Source organism: Pasteurella atlantica, assembly GCF_963693435.1.
Classification (GTDB): domain Bacteria; phylum Pseudomonadota; class Gammaproteobacteria; order Enterobacterales; family Pasteurellaceae; genus Phocoenobacter; species Phocoenobacter atlanticus.
Genome location: NZ_OY856306.1, coordinates 224,621 through 239,315 on the forward strand (window position 1 = coordinate 224,621; position 14,695 = coordinate 239,315).

At 34.7% G+C, this 14,695-nt stretch carries 13 protein-coding genes; 7 read left to right on the forward strand and 6 right to left on the reverse strand.

The genetic code is table 11. The annotated features are described in order from the left end of the window. Window positions 1–7: 7 nt before the first annotated feature. Entirely contained in the window at window positions 8–1,267 is a 1,260-nt protein-coding gene (locus tag U9966_RS01055; protein WP_306346762.1) for a SulP family inorganic anion transporter, read from the reverse strand. A gap of 288 nt (window positions 1,268–1,555) precedes the next feature. On the opposite strand from U9966_RS01055, the gene uvrD reads away from it, so the two are divergent. From uvrD to srlR, 7 genes are all read left to right on the forward strand, one after another. Next, the gene (uvrD, locus tag U9966_RS01060; protein WP_306346763.1) at window positions 1,556–3,742 is read left to right on the forward strand and encodes a DNA helicase II; all 2,187 of its coding nucleotides are present in this window, start codon (window positions 1,556–1,558) and stop codon (window positions 3,740–3,742) included. Window positions 3,743–4,257: 515 nt separating this feature from the next. Next, complete coding sequence (gene srlA / locus U9966_RS01065; RefSeq protein WP_306346764.1) at window positions 4,258–4,806, forward strand: PTS glucitol/sorbitol transporter subunit IIC; 549 nt, start codon at window positions 4,258–4,260, stop codon at window positions 4,804–4,806. A gap of 21 nt (window positions 4,807–4,827) precedes the next feature. After that, window positions 4,828–5,802, forward strand: a complete 975-nt coding sequence (gene srlE, locus U9966_RS01070) for a PTS glucitol/sorbitol transporter subunit IIB (RefSeq protein WP_306346765.1) — start codon at window positions 4,828–4,830, stop codon at window positions 5,800–5,802. A gap of 14 nt (window positions 5,803–5,816) precedes the next feature. Further along, complete coding sequence (gene srlB, locus U9966_RS01075; protein WP_306346766.1) at window positions 5,817–6,179, forward strand: PTS glucitol/sorbitol transporter subunit IIA; 363 nt, start codon at window positions 5,817–5,819, stop codon at window positions 6,177–6,179. Between the two features lie 14 nt (window positions 6,180–6,193). Next, window positions 6,194–6,970, forward strand: coding sequence for a sorbitol-6-phosphate dehydrogenase (gene srlD, locus U9966_RS01080; protein ID WP_306346767.1), 777 nt, complete (start codon window positions 6,194–6,196; stop codon window positions 6,968–6,970). A gap of 62 nt (window positions 6,971–7,032) precedes the next feature. Next, complete coding sequence (gene gutM, locus U9966_RS01085) at window positions 7,033–7,395, forward strand: transcriptional regulator GutM (protein WP_306346768.1); 363 nt, start codon at window positions 7,033–7,035, stop codon at window positions 7,393–7,395. Between the two features lie 32 nt (window positions 7,396–7,427). Then, the gene (srlR, locus tag U9966_RS01090; RefSeq protein ID WP_306346769.1) at window positions 7,428–8,195 is read left to right on the forward strand and encodes a glucitol operon DNA-binding transcriptional repressor SrlR; all 768 of its coding nucleotides are present in this window, start codon (window positions 7,428–7,430) and stop codon (window positions 8,193–8,195) included. Between the two features lie 134 nt (window positions 8,196–8,329). Here srlR and rpoD read toward each other — a convergent pair whose 3' ends face one another. The 5 genes from rpoD to dnaN all read right to left on the reverse strand — a co-directional run bounded on the left by rpoD (window position 8,330) and on the right by dnaN (window position 14,688). Beyond that, window positions 8,330–10,162: an RNA polymerase sigma factor RpoD gene (rpoD, locus tag U9966_RS01095; protein ID WP_407675184.1), complete on the reverse strand. Its 1,833-nt coding sequence runs from the start codon at window positions 10,160–10,162 to the stop codon at window positions 8,330–8,332. A 73-nt stretch (window positions 10,163–10,235) separates the two neighbouring features. Further along, window positions 10,236–11,975 (reverse strand): DNA primase, encoded by a 1,740-nt coding sequence (dnaG, locus tag U9966_RS01100; protein ID WP_306346771.1) that lies wholly within the window; start codon window positions 11,973–11,975, stop codon window positions 10,236–10,238. Between the two features lie 101 nt (window positions 11,976–12,076). After that, window positions 12,077–12,292, reverse strand: a complete 216-nt coding sequence (gene rpsU / locus U9966_RS01105) for a 30S ribosomal protein S21 (protein WP_211597311.1) — start codon at window positions 12,290–12,292, stop codon at window positions 12,077–12,079. Between the two features lie 185 nt (window positions 12,293–12,477). After that, on the reverse strand, window positions 12,478–13,572 hold the full coding sequence (gene recF, locus U9966_RS01110) for a DNA replication/repair protein RecF (RefSeq protein WP_306346772.1): 1,095 nt from the start codon (window positions 13,570–13,572) through the stop codon (window positions 12,478–12,480). 12 nt (window positions 13,573–13,584) lie between these two features. Beyond that, entirely contained in the window at window positions 13,585–14,688 is a 1,104-nt protein-coding gene (dnaN, locus tag U9966_RS01115; RefSeq protein ID WP_306346773.1) for a DNA polymerase III subunit beta, read from the reverse strand. Window positions 14,689–14,695: the final 7 nt, after the last annotated feature.

Sequence of the window (14,695 nt, forward strand, 5' to 3'; positions counted from 1 at the left end):
CAAATTATCAATCGTGTTTAACCAATAATTTATTCAAATCAGGTAAACTATTATTGGTTAATTTTTGAATAATATAGAATAAAATTGTTGCTCCAATTGCGGCAACACTCAAATTCACAAAGAGTGTGACTAATACGGTTAATACAATTAATGGTACATCTTTCTTAGAAAGTAATGCTTTTCGCCCTAATAATAATTTGCCAATTTCTCGTGCAACTGTTCTATCAAATACATCGTAACCGACTTTAAACAGCACTCCTATAAATACCGCTTTTGGAATAAGGCTGATCCAATCAAGGAAAACAAAAATTTCCACAATCACAAAAACACCCACTAAAATCCCCGCAAATCTTGATGTTGCTCCTTCTTTTAAAATTAGTACAGAACGAATAGTTGCCTGAGCACCTGGTAAGCCACCAAGTAAGGCAGCCGCTGCATTTGCTAAACCTTGAGCAGCAAGCTCACGATTACGTTGAGTATCCTCACCACTGATTTTATCCATTACCAAAGCTGTCATTAAGGTATCTAGATAACATAATAATGCTAGCTGAAATGCTAAAGGAAGTGCAAATATCAACAATTCAAAAGACATATGTGTTGGAATTTGAGCCTGTACCCATTCACTGATAGAGACTGAAAGTACACTGCTATCTATATTAATAGTTTCAATCGGAATATTAAATAAATGTACAACCAGAGTGCTAATTATAATTGCCATTAATGTGGCAGGGAAAAAAGCTAAAATTCGACGGAAAGTTTTATTTTTTGTTTTAGGAAAAAGAAGAATAATAGCCAGAGTTAATAGTGCAATTAAGCTATTAAGTAGAGCCGTTTTATTAAACACCCAAAGACTATCAACGACAAATAATTGTTCTATTTGTCCAATCCAAATTAGCACAGCAATTCCAGACATAAAACCTGAAATAACACTATTTGGAATCCATTTAATTAAATTACCTGCACGAAATAATGCGGCAAACCCCAACATAAAACCGCTTAAAATAACGGTAAAATTAAAAAGTTGATTAACGGTCATCCCTTCAAGTTGGTTTGCACTTAATTGTTGTGCAGAAACTAAAACTGCAATTGCCACCGCTGACATTGGTGCAGTAGGTCCTGAACATTGAATTCTTGTTCCACCAAATAAAGATGTCACAAAGGCAATCACACCGGCGGCGATCATACCTGATAATGCCCCACGTCCTGATAATAAGCCAAAAGACGCACCTAAACTCAAGGCAACAAAACTCACGACTAATGCAGCCATTATATTGGTATATAAATTAGAAATTGAAAAATTGCTTTTAGATGAAGAAATCATAATAGTAAAGTTATCAAGTAATTATAAAGGGGTGAAAAAATAAAAATTTAATCACAAAATGATCGGGTATTATACGCCTAAAAAAAGGGAAAAAAAGTAAAAATAATGAAAACCCAGTAAAAAATAATTGCAAATTTTTTGCAACATCTTACCGCTTTGATCTATAATGCCAAACAATTACTGTATAAAAAAACAGATGCAAAATAACAAATATAAAAAAATTTGAGGTAAAGGATGGATTTTTCATTATTATTAGATGGACTGAATGAAAAGCAACGTGAAGCAGTCGCTGCCCCTGTGGGTAACTATTTAGTACTTGCAGGAGCTGGCAGTGGTAAAACACGAGTTTTAACCCATCGTATTGCGTGGCTGATTGGCGTTGAAAATATTCCTGAATCCAATATTCTTGCTGTTACTTTTACCAACAAAGCAGCGACAGAAATGCGTCATCGTATTGAGCATACGCTTTCATCCTCTAATCATCGTCTATTTGGAATGTGGGTTGGTACATTTCATAGTATTGCAAACCGTTTACTACGCTCTCATTATTTGGATGCCAATCTTCCGCAAGATTTTCAGATTATGGATTCAGAAGATCAACATCGCTTAATTAAACGTTTACTCAAATTACATCATATTGATGAGAAAAACTTCCCCCCAAAACAAGTGATGTGGTACATCAATGGTAAAAAAGATAAAGGGTTACGCCCGCATCAAATCGATCATCAAAATGATAGCAATGAAAAAAGACTGATAGAAATTTATCAAATTTATCAAGATGCCTGTAATCGTGCGGGTTTGTTAGATTTTGCTGAATTATTAATTCGAGCTTATGAATTATTTAAGGATAAGCCTCTGATTTTAAAACGTTATCAAGAACGCTTTCCACATATCTTGATTGACGAATTTCAAGATACCAACCACATTCAATATTGTTGGATTCGTCTATTAGCAGGACAATCTGGCAATGTCATTGTGGTTGGCGATGATGATCAATCTATCTATGGTTGGCGAGGAGCAGAAGTTGAAAATATTCAACGCTTTTTAGAGGATTATCCTAATTCACAAACAATTCGTCTTGAGCAGAATTACCGTTCTACGGGGCATATATTACATAGTGCGAATGCCCTTATTTCAAATAATAAAAACCGACTAGGAAAAGATTTATGGACAGATAGTGGCAACGGTGATCCTGTTGAAATTTATGAAGCCTTTAATGAGTTAGATGAAGCCCGTTATGTTGCTTCACAAATAAAACAATGGTGTAAAAATGATGGAGAATTAAATGAATGTGCCATTCTTTATCGTAGCAATAGCCAATCTCGTGTGATGGAAGAAGCCTTAATTCAAGCGGATATTCCTTATCGTATTTATGGTGGAATGCGATTTTTTGAACGCCAAGAAATTAAAGATGCACTGGCATACTTACGTTTAATATCCAATCGACAAGATGATGCTGCTTTTGAACGTGTCGTGAACACGCCAACAAGAGGGATTGGGGATCGTACCCTAGATATTTTGCGACAACTGACTCGTACTCGTCAAATTACACTGTGGCAAGCTGTACAGGTCGCCATACAAGAAGAGCAACTTTCAGGACGTGCTGCTAATGCTTTATTACGCTTTACTGAATTGATCAATGCCATCGATATTGAAACCTCAGAAATGCCCCTTTTTGAGCAAACCGAATTTGTCATCAACCGCTCAGGTTTATTAGATATGTATCAAAAAGAGAAAGGTGAAAAAGGTGAGGCTCGTATTGAAAACTTAGGGGAATTAGTGACAGCAACACGTCAATTTACTAAACCGGATGAAGCCGAAGATATGACAGATTTAACCGCATTTCTTACTCACGCCTCATTGGAAGCGGGAGAGTCTCAAGCTTCACCTCATCAAGATTATGTTGAATTAATGACATTACATTCAGCCAAAGGCTTGGAATTCCCACGTGTTTTTATCGTAGGTGTAGAAGAAGGTATTTTTCCAAGTGGACGAAGTTTTGAAGAAGATCGTTTGCAGGAGGAACGCCGTTTGGCTTATGTTGGCATTACTCGAGCCAAGAAAAAACTTACCTTAAGCTATGCCGAAAATCGTCGTTTATACGGTAAAGAAGAACGCCATATTCCATCACGTTTTATTTCTGAATTACCAGAACAACATATCCAAGTAGTTCGTTTACGTGGCACAATCAACCGCCCTGCAAATTTTGTAAAAAGTTCACAACATCGTACCGCTTCCTCCTCTTCAATATCACAAGATACAGGTTGGCAAATGGGTCAAAAAGTTCAACATAGTAAATTTGGGCAGGGGACTATTATTAATGTAGAAGGATCTGGTGAACAGACACGTTTACAAATTGCCTTTGTTCAAAATGGAATTAAGTGGTTAGTGGCTAAAATGGCGAAGCTAGAAAAAGTTTGATTTGTATATTTCTTTTCAGGGCAGGATCATGCTTTCATTAGAGCAAAATAGCACTTAAAATCTAATAAAAATCAATAAATTATATTATTAGGTATAAATATAGCGGGTAGATCAAATTGAAAGTTTACAAATTTAATTCCCTGTAATGTATTTATACATCAATGAGTTATGTGGAAAACTGATACAATATGGCAGTCCACAATTTACAATTGTTATACTTGCTTTTCTTAATAGCATCCAATAGTTATTACTGATTTCTAAAAATCAATAGGTAAAAGTTTGCGATGCCCTGTATTTCTGTTAGTTCTGATTAATCTTTACCTGTTATAACAATAAATTTTAAGAAAGTAATTTACTTTCTTAATTACTTCTCAATAAAAACCTTTCAAAATAAAATAAAATATTTTCATTTTGTGATCTACTTAAAAGTTTTTTAATTTAAAATGATCTATTATATCTATGATGATTCAAATGGTTGAATCAGTTTTTCGTAAATTCTAAAAGCGAGGTCTATTATGATTGAAGTAATTACTCATAGTGCGGAATGGTTTATTGGGCTATTCCAAAAAGGTGGGGAAGTCTTTGTTAGTATGGCAACAGGTATTCTTCCTTTGCTTATTTCTTTATTGGTTGTAATGAATGCGTTGATCAAATTTATTGGTCAAGAAAGAATTGAGCGTTTAGCACAACGTAGTGCGGGCAACCCAGTTTCTCGTTATTTAATTCTCCCTGTTATTGGTACGTTTGTATTCTGTAACCCGATGACATTAAGTCTTGGTCGTTTTTTACCAGAGTGCTATAAGCCAAGTTATTATGCTGCAGCATCTTATAGCTGTCACTCAATGAATGGTTTATTCCCACATATCAATCCTGGCGAACTTTTTGTTTATCTTGGTATTGCAAGTGGTTTAACTACATTAAATATTCCTCTTGCGCCACTTGCAGTGAGCTATTTATTAGTCGGTATGGTCACTAACTTCTTCCGTGGTTGGGTTACAGATTTTACTACTGCATTTTTTGAAAAACGTATGAATATTACACTTGATCGTGAAGTTCGTTTATAAGATTGATAGGAGAACCAAATTATGACAAAAGCACTTTATATTGAAAAAGGTAATGGCGGTTGGGGCGGTCCTTTAACACTACCTATTGAAGAAGGTAAAAAAATCCTTTATATGACTGCTGGTACTCGTCCTGCTATCGTCAATAAACTTGTTGAACTTACAGGTTGGGAAGCGATTGATGGCTTTAAAGAGGGTGAACCTGAAAATGATAGCGAAATCGGTATTGCGATTGTGGATTGTGGCGGTACTTTACGCTGTGGTTTATACCCTAAACGTGGTATTCCAACAATCAATGTTCACGCAACAGGTAAATCTGGTCCATTAGCTGAATTTATTGTGGAAAACATTTATGTTTCTGCAGTCAAAGAAGAAAATATTTCACTGACTGAAAGTGATGCTGTAGCACCAACAAAACCAGCTAAATCTATTGTAAAAGACTATGATAGTTCTAAAAAAATTACTGAACAAACTGATGGTTTACTGTCAAGAATTGGTATGGGTATGGGATCAATTGTTGCGGTATTCTTCCAAGCTGGACGTGATACTATTGATACCGTTTTAAAAACAATTCTGCCATTTATGGCATTCGTTTCTGCTCTTATTGGAATTATCATTGCGTCGGGATTAGGGGATTGGATTGCTCACGGTTTAACACCTTTAGCAAATAGTCCAATTGGATTAATCATTCTTGCATTGATTTGTTCATTCCCATTCCTTTCTCCATTCTTAGGCCCTGGAGCGGTAATTGCACAAGTAATCGGTGTGTTAGTGGGAACGCAAATTGGATTGGGTAATATTCCACCACATTTAGCACTGCCAGCATTATTCGCAATCAATGCTCAAGCAGCCTGTGACTTTATTCCAGTTGGTTTATCTTTAGCAGAAGCTAAACAAGATACCGTTCGAGTAGGTGTTCCTTCAGTGCTAGTGAGCCGTTTCTTAACCGGTGCTCCAACAGTATTACTTGCTTGGTTTGTATCAGCATTTATTTACTAATCTAAGGAGAAATAATGAAAGTAATTTACCAAACAATGATTACAAAAGTGGGCGAACTAGCCGAAGATGCCCTTGTTGAAAATATGTTTATCACTTTTAAACAAAGTGTCCCAAAAGATTTGGAAGACTACTGCTTTATTCATAATCACGGTGAATTACTTTGTGATGTAAAGGCGGGTGATCTTTTACAAATTGACGGTAAAGATTACCCGATTACCGCTGTGGGTTCGGTGGCTTCACATAATTTAAAAGAATTAGGCCACGTAACATTCCGTTTTGATAATGCAACACAAGCGGAATATCCAGGGAATATTCATTTAAATGGAAGAATACCGACACTTGGCGTTAATACAACATTAGTAATTAAACAAAATTAACATAGGAGTTATATATGAATGGAAAGGTTGCAGTAGTTATTGGTGGAGGGCAAACATTAGGTGCTTTTTTAAGTACAGGATTAGCCAATAATGGATACCGTGTAGCTGTTGCCGATTTAAACGGGGCAAATGCAGATAATATTGCAAGTGAGATTACAAGTAAAAATTTGATTGCTAAAGGCTTTCAAGTTGATGCAACAAATGAAGAAAGTGTGATTAAACTAGCTAAAGATGTAGATGCCCATTTTGGACGAGTAGATTTAATTGTTTACAGTGCAGGTATCGCAAAAGCATCTCCTATTACACAATTTTCACTCAATGATTTTGATTTATCTGTAAAAGTAAACCTAACAGGTTATTTCTTGTGTGCCAGAGAATTTTCTAAATTGATGATTCGTGATGGCATTAAAGGTAGAATAATGCAGATTAATTCAAAATCAGGAAAAGTAGGAAGTAAACATAATTCTGGATATAGTGCTGCTAAATTTGGTGGTGTTGGCTTAACACAATCATTAGCACTTGATCTTGCAGAATATGGTATTACTGTTCATTCATTAATGTTAGGAAATTTACTTCAATCACCAATGTTTCAATCATTAATTCCACAGTATGCTGAAAAACTAGGCATTCCAGAAAATGAAGTAGAACAGGTTTATATTGATAAAGTACCTTTAAAACGAGGTTGTGATTATCAAGATGTACTTAATGTGTTATTGTTCTATGCAAGTGAACAAGCAGCATATTGTACTGGGCAATCCATCAATATTACCGGTGGACAAGTAATGTTCTAATTAAAATATGGCGAGTTTATTATTTTTAATGCTCGCCAATTTTTCTAAATATGAGATAATAGATGACAGATTCAACACATATTTTAATATTTATTGCTGTTATTGCGTGGATTTTACAAATAGGATTGGGCTGGTGGCAAGTTTCTTGCTTTAATAAAGCGTTTCAATCGCTTTGTAAAAAAGGTAATGTAGGTGTAGGTAAATCAAAAGGTCGTTTTAAACCTAAAGTAGTTATTGCCATTGCATTTGATGAAAATCAGTATGTGACAGATTCTATTTTAATGAAAGGTTTTTCGGTTTTTTCAAGACCACAACCAATTGAAAGTTTATCTAAATTACATTACGATGATATTGATCCATTAAAATTATTTCCAAACAAAAAATCGTATCAGGAAGCATTAACAGAAGCAATTAAGTTGAAATAATATTTTCAAACATAATAAATGGTGCTAAGTAAATGAAACCTGTAGAAAGACAAAAGCAAATTATTGAGTATTTACAACAAAATGGAAAAACTTCTGTTGAGATTCTTGCTCAAAACTTTAATACCACAGGTGCCACCATCAGAAAAGATTTAACCATACTTGAAAATAGTGGTAAGGTTTTACGCACTTATGGTAGCGTGCTTCTTGCAAGTAATGATGAAGATCGTGATTTACCTATCTTAAGTAAATCCTCCATCAATTTAGAAATTAAAAAGAAAATTGCTAAGCAAGCAACGATGTTAATTGAAGAAGGTGATTCAATCATTATGGATACAGGCAGTACGGTATTACAAATGATTCCTTTTTTATCATCTTTTGATAATCTCACCATAATGACGAATAGTTTGCATATTATAAATAGCCTTGTAAATTTAGATAAAGATTACAGTTTACTTATTTCAAGTGGCACATTTCGCCCTAAATCAGGCTCATTTCACGGCACACTCGCCGAATCTACGTTTGAAAACTTTTCTTTTAATAAACTCTTTATCGGTGCTGATAGTATTGATTTAAATTCAGGATTGACGACATTTAATGAAGTACACGGTGTAAGTAAAGCAATGTGTAAAGCCGCAAGTAAAATTATTGTTTTAGCAGATTCATCAAAATTTGGTCGTCGTAGTCCAAATATCGTTTGCCCATTAGATCAAATTGATATCATTATTACAGATACTAAGCTAGATAAAGAAATCTATAATCAGCTTATTAAAAATAATATTAACGTAGTACTTGTGGAATGACTTGTAAATTTTATTCAACATCTCACCGCTATAAAAAAGAGCAAACTTAAATTGCTCTTTATAACTCTTTGTTGTAAATCATTTAGGCACAAAGGACATTGTAAATGATGCAATATCCTTTACGTTTATAATCGTTACTCATCTAAGAAACTTCTCAGCGTTTCAGAACGGCTTGGGTGACGCAGTTTACGTAATGCTTTTGCTTCAATTTGACGGATACGTTCACGTGTTACATCAAATTGTTTACCCACCTCTTCTAACGTATGATCGGTATTCATATCAATACCAAAACGCATACGTAATACTTTTGCTTCGCGAGGTGTTAAACCCTCTAATACTCCACCAGTTGCTAAACGTAGGCTTTCTGATGTTGCAGAATCTAGTGGTTGGGCAAGTGCAGTATCTTCGATGAAATCCCCTAAATGTGAATCATCGTCATCACCGACGGGTGTTTCCATTGAAATTGGCTCTTTAGCAATTTTAAGAACTTTACGAATTTTATCTTCAGGCATTCCCATTTTTTCTGCTAATTCTTCAGGTGTCGCATCACGTCCCATTTCTTGTAAACATTGACGAGAAATACGATTTAATTTATTAATCGTTTCAATCATATGCACAGGGATACGGATAGTACGTGCTTGATCGGCAATTGAACGAGTAATAGCTTGGCGGATCCACCAAGTTGCATAAGTTGAAAATTTATACCCACGACGATATTCAAATTTATCAACTGCTTTCATTAAACCAATATTACCTTCTTGAATTAAATCTAAGAATTGTAAGCCACGGTTGGTGTATTTTTTAGCAATAGAAATAACCAAACGTAGGTTTGCTTCAATCATTTCAGTCTTCGCTCGGCGAGCTTTTAATTCGCCTTCTGCAATTCGTCCACCAATCACTCGAATTTGCTTAATAGTTAATCCTGTTTGTTCTTCAATATGTTTTAAATTATTCATATTGAGACGAATTTTTTCTGCATTCAAACCTAATTTTTCTGAATAGTGTTTGTTTGATTCAATCGCTTTGATTAACCAAGCATCATCCGTTTCATGACCTTGGAATGCTTTTAAAAATGCGCCTCTTGGCATTTTCGAATACTCAACGGCTAAACGTAATATTTGACGCTCTTCTTTGCGAACTTGTTTCATAATAGTACGCATTTGGGCAACAAGTAGATCAAATTGTTTTGGTACTAGACGAAATTCACGGAAAATTTCCGAAAGGGCTTTTACTTGCTCTTTTGATTTTTTACTTGTTCTACCATACTTTTGAATGGTTAAAAGTGCTTTTTTATGTTGATCGCGTAATGCGTAGAATTTTTGGCGAGCAAGTTCAGGATCAATACCATTATCATCAGCATTATCATCGCTGTCATCATCACTATCTTCATCATCATCTTCAGGAATATCGCTATTTTCTTCTTCAGGAACGATAAAGGTATCATCGGCAACTTCGCTTTCTTCAATATCTGGTTCAATAAAGGCAGTAATGAGATCCGTAATTCGCATTGTTCCTTCTTCAACTTGCTCATAGCTAGCGATTAAGTTAGTTAATGCTTCTGGATATTCTGCAATGGTACATTGAACTTCATTAATACCTTCTTCAATACGTTTTGCGATATCAATTTCACCTTCACGAGTAAGAAGTTCAACGGTGCCCATTTCACGCATATACATACGTACAGGATCAGTTGTTCTACCCAGTTCGGATTCTACGGTGGAAAGGACTTTAGTTGCTTCTTCTACCACATCTTCATCAGTGATATTTTCAGATAACATTAAATCATCTGCATCAGGTGCTGTTTCCAGAACCTTAATTCCCATATCATTGATCATTTGGATGATATCTTCGATTTGCTCAGCATCTACCAAATCTTCAGGTAGGTGATCGTGAACTTCTGATAAAGTTAAGTATCCTTGTTCACGGCCTTGAGTAATAAGCAGTTCAAGTTGAGATTGTTTTTCCATTCTGATATCCACATTTATGCTAGAAAAGAGGGTAGATTATACCACTACTTTTAAAATTATTGTTAATACTAAATTATTGTTGGCTAATTAATAAAGCCAGTTCTTTTTTTTCGATCGTATTTAGCCCTATTGTACGATCTTTTGCAATTAACTCTTCTATTTGTTTTTCAACTAATTTTTTATAAAAAAAATCAAGGGTCTCTAAAAAAGCGCTTTCTACATTTTCAGGTGCTACTAGATGGTTCCAGTTAGCAAGAATTTCAAGGGTTTTAAATGATTTTTTATCACGATAATATTCTAAAATTCCTCCCAAACTTATTCCTTGATGCGTTTTACATAATTCTACCAGTTCTTCAAAAAGTTCCAAACCTGCAATATTAAGCTCTTTTAGTGGCTGTAAATTAGGTACAAGCTGCACTAAATGAGAGTTTTGTAATAACAATGCAACCAATAATCGCATTGGTGTTTGCTCAACTTTAGACTGAGAATTTTTTTGCGTTGTTGTTTGTTGTGTTTGAGGTAGCATCGATTCTAATTGTGCTGAATCTAAAATACCGAGTTTCTGCCCTAAAATATTACGTAAATAAACACGAAACATTTCCCCTGGAATTTGTTTGAGTAAAGGAAGGGTTAATGCCGCTAATTTTGATTTTCCCTCTTTAGTCGAAAGATCTACTTTGGCTAATAATGAACTAAATAAAAAATCACTTAATGATTGAGCTTTTGTTAAATTTTTCTCAAATCCCTCTTTTCCTTGTTGTCTAACAAATGAATCAGGATCTTCACCATCTGGTAAAAATATAAATTTTAACTGACGACCATCTTCTAAATAAGGTAGTGCATTTTCTAAGGCTCGCCAAGCAGCATCTCTTCCTGCACGATCGCCATCATAGCAACAAATTACTTGCTCTGTATGTCGAAACATCTGTTGAAGTTGTTCTCCTGTAGTTGCTGTGCCCAGTGAGGCAACCACATTATTTACCCCAAACTGAGCAAGGGCAACGACATCCATATAACCTTCAACCACAATCAAAAACTCAGGTTTGTCATTAAGTTGTAGAGCTTGATATAATCCATAAAGTTCATTTCCCTTATGGTAAATCGCCGACTCTGGAGAATTCAAATATTTTGGCTTTTCATCACCTAAAACTCGTCCTCCAAATGCAATTATTCGTCCTCTACGATCTCGAATAGGAAACATTATACGATTACGAAAACGATCGTAAACTCTTCCTTGGTCATTTTTAGAGAGCATTCCAGCATCAAGAAGTTTTTCTATTTCATCACGATTTTTACCAAATCGCTGTAATACACTGTCCATTGAATTGAGAGCAAAACCTAATTCAAAACGTTTAATAATCTCGTTGGAAAGTCCTCTCTCTTTCAAATAAACTAAACTATGAGGATTGGAAGCGGTAAGATCTTGATAAAATTTTGCAATTTCTTCCATCAATTCATAGAGATTTCTTTTTGTCTTATAACTCGTTGTTGGTGTACTATTTAAAGAAGTATTCTCTCTTGGTACATCTAAACCGTATAGTTGAGCGAGTTCTTCAATGGCCTCTACAAATTCCAATTTATCATATTCCATAAGAAAAGAAATTACATTGCCACTTACTCCACAACCAAAACAATGGTAAAACTGTTTTGCTGGACTAACTGAAAATGATGGAGTCTTCTCGTGATGAAAAGGACAACAGGCTTGATAATTTCGTCCTGCTTTTTTTAATTTCACACGAGAATCAATTAATTGAACTATATCGGTACGTGCAATGAGATCATCAATAAATGAACGAGGAATAAGACCTTTCATCAATTCTTCTTATGTTAAATTAATTAGAAACTAAAAACACCAAAACCGTGATCTTATAAAAGAGTCACGGTTCTAGAATTTCGCTTGAAAATAAATCTAAACTAGTACAAACGATTGTTGCGTGCATTCTCACGATTATTACGTTTAGCGTGACGTTTAGCTAAAGATGCTTTTTCACGTTTACGAATACTTGTAGGTTTGTCGTAGAATTCACGAGCACGAGCTTCTGCTAAAATACCTGCTTTTTCGCAAGAGCGTTTAAAACGACGTAATGCAACGTCAAATGATTCATTTTCACGAACTTTAATTACTGGCATAAGCCATCACCTCAGAAAAATAATATGTTTAAAATAAAATGTCGCTTAAATAATGGCGACAATAGACTAAAAAAGGTAGGTTATTTTAGCTCAGAGGAAAACAGATGTAAAGAAAGATCTCAACTAATTATTTTAGGGAACGTTTCTCCCAAAGGAAAAATTATATTTTTATTCTTTAAATTTCATTATTTTGGTGAAAGAAGCCTAATATTACCATTTTTAACCGTAAATAATTTATCAGTATTATTTTTTTGCCAATCCATATATTGCAGTTGTTCTTTATTGATAGCAGTAATAAATACTTGTGAGTTGCTTCTTCGTAAACGGTGAGTCAGTAATTCTCTTTTATTTGCATCGAGTTCTGAAGCAAAATCATCAATTAAAAATAGGCACTGACATTCTTTTTGTTGTATTAAATGCTCTCCTTGAGCTAAACGTAATGCACACATTAATAGTTTTAGCTGCCCTCGAGATAGAACATCTTCAACGGGTAATCCATTTGCTCGAAAACGAAAGTCTGCTTTTTGAGGTCCAATCATTGTATAACCAATAGATTTATCTCTCTCAAAACCTTGTGCCAAAATGGTTGCATAATCTTGGTCTTTATTCCAGCCTTGATAAAATGTTGCTGAAATTTCTAATTCTGGCAAAAAAAACTGGCACGTTTTTTCAATTTCAGGACAAAGTATTTCTGCGTATTCTGCTCGCATTTTACTGACAACTAGAGCTAAATTTACGAGCTCTTTATCCCAATGAAGCAACTCTTGATAATAACGAATTTGAGGGAGAGCAGCATTTCGTTGTTTTAATAAACGTTTGAGGTTTGTCCAATGCGTATAAAAGTGAGTGTGTAAATGAAAAAGTCCCCAATCAAGGTAGGCTCTTCTATAACTTGGTCCTCCATTTAATAATGTAAGACCTTCAGGCATAATGACTTGCATTGGTAATAAATGGGCGAGATCGGCCATTTTATTTCCATCTTCACCATTTATTTTGAGAATAGTTTGATTTTGACGACTTCTTTGTAATCCCACACTCCAGTGATATTTAGCTTCGTCTATTTTTCCGTGCAAAATAAAATGTTCACTTTCATAATTAATGATACGGTTTGTTATATTACTTTTAAATGATCGTCCGTGTCCAAGATAAAAAATAGCTTCTAATAAACTTGTTTTACCACTACCGTTCTCTCCAACCAAAAAGTTAAAGCCGTGGCTTAATTCAAGATCCACGGCATTAAGGTTTCTAAAATTATTAATAATCAGACGGCTTAAAGGCATTATTTACAATTATTACAAACGCATTGGCATAATAACGTATTCAGCACTATTGTTATCACAGTTTTCAATGAGACAACTCGATGAAGAATCCACTAAATTAATGCGTACTCTTTCGCATTTTAAGGTATTAAGGACATCTAACAAATAGCTAACATTAAAACCCACTTCCATTTCTACATTTTGATAAGCAACATCAATAATTTCTTCTGCTTCTTCTTGCTCTGGATTATTAGCCGTAATTTTGAGTAAATTATCCGTTAATAATAAGCGAACACCACGAAAACGTTCGTTAGATAAAATAGCGGCACGCACCAATGCTCGTTTTAATGTTTCAGTATCTGCTTCTAAAATACGATCTGCATTACGAGGTAAAACTCGACGATAATCAGGGAATCGACCGTCAATTAATTTAGACGTAAATACGATTTTATTCATAGAAAAGCGAATGTGATTTGCTCCAATCTCAAGACGCGTCGTTTCATCATTTGGGATAAGTAAACGAGAAAGTTCAATTACTGCTTTACGAGGAACAATTACCGAGTGAGAAGGAAGTTCTTGAGCTAATGGCATAGTACAAACAGCTAAACGGTGACCATCTGTTGCGATCGCTCTTAATAAATTTCCTTCAGTCTCGAATTTCATTCCGTTTAAAAAATAACGAGCATCTTGATTTGCCATAGAAAATTGTGTGGCATCAATGAGGCGAGTTAATGTTGCTTGTTCAATATTAAAATCAACATCAGAACTCCAATCCATTAAACTTGGGTAATCGCTTGCAGGTAAAGTTGCTAAATTAAATTTACTACGAGAGGCTTGAATAAGCACTCGATCCTCTTCAAATTTAACTGAAATTAGGCTATCTTCGGGTAAACTTTTACAAATATCTAAAAACTTTTTAGCTGGAATAGTTAATTTTGCCTCAGTCTGTAGATGTTCTTCTAACTCTGCTTGAGTCGTTAATTCAACCTCTAGATCTGTACCAGTTAAAAATAATAGATTACCTTTTACTTCCAGTAAAATATTATTAATAATGGGTAATGTTGGGCGACTGTTTAAAACGCTACAAACTTGTTGTAATGGTTTTAATAATTTTTCACGTGTAATAGTAAATTGCATAACAATT

Bases quoted from the DNA above. Each gene is read 5' to 3' on its own strand.
- rpsU (WP_211597311.1), bottom strand. From the start codon at position 12,292: ATGCCAGTAATTAAAGTTCGTGAAAATGAATCATTTGACGTTGCATTA.
- srlR (WP_306346769.1), top strand. From the start codon at position 7,428: ATGAAACCTGTAGAAAGACAAAAGCAAATTATTGAGTATTTACAACAA.
- srlB (WP_306346766.1), top strand. From the start codon at position 5,817: ATGAAAGTAATTTACCAAACAATGATTACAAAAGTGGGCGAACTAGCC.
- gutM (WP_306346768.1), top strand. From the start codon at position 7,033: ATGACAGATTCAACACATATTTTAATATTTATTGCTGTTATTGCGTGG.
- uvrD (WP_306346763.1), top strand. From the start codon at position 1,556: ATGGATTTTTCATTATTATTAGATGGACTGAATGAAAAGCAACGTGAA.
- srlA (WP_306346764.1), top strand. From the start codon at position 4,258: ATGATTGAAGTAATTACTCATAGTGCGGAATGGTTTATTGGGCTATTC.
- srlD (WP_306346767.1), top strand. From the start codon at position 6,194: ATGAATGGAAAGGTTGCAGTAGTTATTGGTGGAGGGCAAACATTAGGT.
- srlE (WP_306346765.1), top strand. From the start codon at position 4,828: ATGACAAAAGCACTTTATATTGAAAAAGGTAATGGCGGTTGGGGCGGT.
- U9966_RS01055 (WP_306346762.1), bottom strand. From the start codon at position 1,267: ATGGCTGCATTAGTCGTGAGTTTTGTTGCCTTGAGTTTAGGTGCGTCT.
- dnaG (WP_306346771.1), bottom strand. From the start codon at position 11,975: ATGAAAGGTCTTATTCCTCGTTCATTTATTGATGATCTCATTGCACGT.
- rpoD (WP_407675184.1), bottom strand. From the start codon at position 10,162: ATGGAAAAACAATCTCAACTTGAACTGCTTATTACTCAAGGCCGTGAA.
- dnaN (WP_306346773.1), bottom strand. From the start codon at position 14,688: ATGCAATTTACTATTACACGTGAAAAATTATTAAAACCATTACAACAA.
- recF (WP_306346772.1), bottom strand. From the start codon at position 13,572: ATGCCTTTAAGCCGTCTGATTATTAATAATTTTAGAAACCTTAATGCC.